The following is a 3,395-nucleotide window of genomic DNA, read 5'->3' as shown; positions in this document are numbered from 1 at the left end:
ATGGGCACTCGAACTACCCGGTACTGGGGGAGACCACCGATGACATCGTGGGTGTGGTGGGTGTCCGCGAGCTGATGCGGCTGCCGCACCACATGATCGCCAGCTCGACGGCCGGTGACATCGCCAGGCTCGCCCTGGTGATACCGGACAGCATGGCGCTGCTTCCGCTGGTCAAACGGATGCAAGAGCGGGATGACGAGTTCGCCTGCGTGCTCGACGAGTACGGAGGGCTGGCCGGCATCATCACCCTCGAAGACATCGCAGAGGAGCTGGTGGGTGAGATCGAGGACGAGACCGATGAGGAAGCCGTTCCCGCGGTGCTGGTAGACGGCTGGTGGGAGCTCGACGCCGGGCTGCGCGTCGATGAGGCGTCCGCCTATACCGGCGTCGAACTCCCGGAGTCCGAGGACTACGACACCGTCGGCGGACTGATCCTCGCCGAGCTGGGGCGGCTCGCACAGCCCGGAGACGCGCTTGCCCTTGAGCTTCCCCGTGGCGACGAGATGCAACGGATCCAGATCGATGTCGTCACCGTGGCGCGGCGCGTTCCGGAGCGCGTCCGACTGCGAGAAGCGGTGGAGGTACAGCAGTGAACACGACTACCGCCATGCTGGTCACGGGGCTGCTTTTCGTCGCGAGCGGGTTTTTCGTCGCGGCCGAGTTCGCATTGGTCGGGGCGGCGCGGCACAGGCTCGAGCAGGCCGTGGCGGACAAGAAGCGAGGCGCCAAAGCGGCGCTGAACGGTGTGCGGGAGCTGTCGCTGATGCTTGCCGGCGCCCAGCTCGGCATCACGATGGTGATGATCGGGCTCGGGATGGTCAGCGAGCCTGCGCTGCATCATCTGCTCGAGCCTCCGCTGACCGCCGTAGGGCTCCCCGAGGCGGCCGCGGACGTGGCCGCTTTGGTCGTCGCACTGGCGATTGTGACGTTCCTGCACGTCGTCGTGGGGGAGATGGCCCCGAAATCGTGGGCGATCGCTCATCCGGAGCGGTCGGCCATGCTGCTCGGGCCTGCGTTCCGGTTCTACGCGGCAATGGTGAGAGGCCTGCTGGTGGTTCTCAACGGCTTCACGAACGTACTGGTGCGGGCGGTACGCGTGCAGCCGCGCGACGAGGTTGTCACGGTCCGAAACCGGGAGCAGATCCACCAGCTGGTGTCTGAGTCGCAGCGGCTCGGCTTGATTCGCGACGAGGAGCATGGCCTGTTGACGCGCGCACTCGGCGGACCGGGCGGCGCGGTGGGCAACGTGATGGTTCCGGTCGACCGGATCGTCAGCGTCGGCGCCGATGCGGGTGTGCAGGAGGTGCTGGATGTCGCCGCGAGCCGCCGCCGGACCCGGCTTGTGGTCCGTTCCTCGGCCGGTACGATCCTGGGCACTGTGCATGCCCGTGAGGCGTTGGCCGGGCGTGGTCTCGACTCCTCGTGGACGGCGGGTGAGAAGGCGCGGACCATCCCGTCGATACCGGTCGACGCCGACCTGGCCACGGCCGCTGAGATCCTGCGCCGGAACCGGGCACAGCTGGGCATGGTCCGCGACCACGAGCAGCGTGAAGTCGGCATGGTCAGCATGGACGACTTGGTCACGAACATCCTGGTCGCAGCGTAGGGCTTGAGGTTCGGAGAATGGTGAGCAGAGTTTGAGCGTCCGGTACGGCTGGATGGCCTTCCTGACGGATTACGGCCAGTACGACGGGTTCGTGGCGGCCTGCCATGGCGTGGCGGCGCGAATCGCTCCGGACCTGCGAGTGATCGACGTGACCCATGCGGTGCCACCGCAAGACATCCGACGCGGCGCTGTGGTGCTCGCACAGACCGTTCCCTATCTGCCGCCATCCGTGGTCGTTGGCGTGGTAGATCCGGGAGTGGGCTCCGAGCGCCGCGGAATCGCGGTGGCCGCAGGCGACCATGTGCTCATCGGACCGGACAACGGCTTGCTGCCCTGGGCTGCGGATGTGGTCGGCGGGATCTCGGAGGCTGTCGAATTGGCGGCACCCGAGTACCGGCTGGGCGGCGACGCGTTGACCTTCCACGGGCGAGACATCTTCGCGCCGACAGCGGCGCACGTGGCCGCGGGTGTTCCACTGAGTGCGCTCGGACCTGCCCTCTCGGTCGGGAGCGTGAACCGTCTCCCTGAACCGCGGGTACGGGTCCGGCCCGGCACCCTGGAGACGGAGGTGCACTCGGTCGACCGCTTCGGGAACGTGGAGCTCGCCGGTCGTGCCGATGACCTGGTCGCGGCCGGGATCTCCGCCGGGGGTCACGTCGACGTCGTCATTGAGTCGACACCGGATGGTCCTGGGAGGCAGATATCGGGCCTTGCGGTGGGCCGGATCTTCGCCGATGTCAGTCCTGGTGAGCTGATCGTGTATGTGGACTCGTACGGCCACGTCGCCCTGGCGGTCAACCAGGGCGACGCGGCTGCTCAGCTGATGGTCGAGCCGGGCAACGACCTCACCTTGACCGCGTCCGGCAGGTAGCGCTTGAGAGACTGACCCTCGTGTCTGTTGATGGTGTTGTGCTGGTGACCGGAATCATGGCCTCGGGTAAATCGACGGTCGCCGAAGCGCTGGCGAGGCGGTTGCCCCGGGCCGCTCATGTGCGAGGCGACACATTCCGCAGGATGATCGTGTCCGGCGGTGTGCCGCCGCTCCCCGGGGACTCCGAGGGTGCGGACCAGCTTCGCCTGCGGTATCGGATCAGCGCTTCGGTGGCTGACCAGTACGTCGAGTCGGGCTTCACGGCGATCGTTCAAGACATTGTCATCGGCCCGGAGCTGGCCGAGTACGTGAAACTGGTAAGGGCTCGGCCGTTGCGGGTTGTCGTACTGGCGCCGCGGCCTGAGGTCGTGGCGGGGCGAGAGGCCACGCGTGCAAAGACCGGGTACGTCGATTGGACCGTGGAAGAGCTGGACGCGGAGCTGCGGCAGGCAACCGCTCGGCTCGGCCTCTGGCTCGACACGTCTGAGCAGACTCCGGAACAGACGGTCGACGAGATCGTCGACCGTCTGCACGACGCCACCGTTTGACCAGACCGGTGCCGGCTAGGCGACCGGGGTCACTGCACACTACTGCGCAATAGCTCATTTCCTTCACCTCGCAATCGGATGGGGTGCCTGCTGTCAAGGGTGCACTTGAGTCTAATAACGTCCTTTAGCCTGGCGATGTTGTCAGTGTGGTCGGCTATCGTGATTACGAGCTTGTTCACCTGCGAAGCAATGAAAGGACATAGCCATGCCCGACCTTACGGACCACTCGTCCGTCAGTGTGAGTACAGGTGACTGATGGATCTGGCGCTGCCCACGTCGCAGCTCAATGATCTTGTGATGAGCAGCGACGTTCCGACGCTCGAGTTTGCCTACGTAGACGAAACGGAAACACCGGCGATGTCGGCCGCGG

Annotated in this window: 4 protein-coding genes; all 4 read left to right on the top strand. The window is 66.2% G+C overall.

The features are described 5' to 3' along the window. Window positions 1-593: transporter associated domain-containing protein (locus tag ELR45_RS39600; RefSeq protein ID WP_205857534.1), on the top strand; the 593-nt coding region annotated here is incomplete at its 5' end. Further along, window positions 590-1,606, top strand: a complete 1,017-nt coding sequence (locus ELR45_RS29765) for a CNNM domain-containing protein (RefSeq protein ID WP_129669530.1) — start codon at window positions 590-592, stop codon at window positions 1,604-1,606. The genes ELR45_RS39600 and ELR45_RS29765, both read left to right, overlap by 4 nt. Window positions 1,607-1,658: 52 nt before the next feature. Further along, complete coding sequence (locus ELR45_RS29760; RefSeq protein WP_129669575.1) at window positions 1,659-2,477, top strand: SAM hydrolase/SAM-dependent halogenase family protein; 819 nt, start codon at window positions 1,659-1,661, stop codon at window positions 2,475-2,477. An 11-nt stretch (window positions 2,478-2,488) separates the two neighbouring features. Continuing rightward, entirely contained in the window at window positions 2,489-3,025 is a 537-nt protein-coding gene (locus ELR45_RS29755) for an AAA family ATPase (protein ID WP_420813977.1), read from the top strand. Window positions 3,026-3,395 lie beyond the last annotated feature (370 nt).

The sequence above is a fragment of the Phytoactinopolyspora endophytica genome (assembly GCF_004138495.1).
Lineage (GTDB): Bacteria > Actinomycetota > Actinomycetes > Jiangellales > Jiangellaceae > Phytoactinopolyspora > Phytoactinopolyspora endophytica.
Note: the sequence above shows the minus strand (reverse complement) of the source record. Positions and strands in the feature narration are given on the sequence as shown.